The following is a 371-nucleotide window of genomic DNA, read 5'->3' as shown; positions in this document are numbered from 1 at the left end:
CGCTCTGTCCGTTTCACATGTAAACAAGTCAAACAAAACGCTACATATAGATGGTTTTTAGGTATTTTTCCTCATGCAAACATACCATGTCATTCTACTATTTCTAAATTCCTTACTCACCGGATACAAGGTTCTTCCATTTGGGAAGATCTTTTTGATCATATCTTACATCAAATTCAAAAGGATGGTTTTTTATCCCGTGATATCTGGATTGCGGATGAAACAGAGCTGAAGGCAAATGCAAATAAGCGAAAACGTGAAGTTTGGATACAAGAAGTAGAAGTCAAAGAAGACTTTTACACATTAGAGAAAGTGAACAAGCGAAGAATCGAAAAGGGAAAGAAACCATTCCTTCCTCGGCCGACCAAAAT

Annotated in this window: 1 protein-coding gene; it reads left to right on the top strand. The window is 37.2% G+C overall.

From position 1 onward, the window contains the following. Positions 1–371: transposase (locus MR056_RS22010; RefSeq protein ID WP_242136735.1), on the top strand; the 371-nt coding region annotated here is incomplete at both ends.

It is taken from the genome of Bacillus cereus group sp. BfR-BA-01360 (assembly GCF_022663595.1).
Classification (GTDB): domain Bacteria; phylum Bacillota; class Bacilli; order Bacillales; family Bacillaceae_G; genus Bacillus_A; species Bacillus_A cytotoxicus.
Note: the sequence above shows the minus strand (reverse complement) of the source record. Positions and strands in the feature narration are given on the sequence as shown.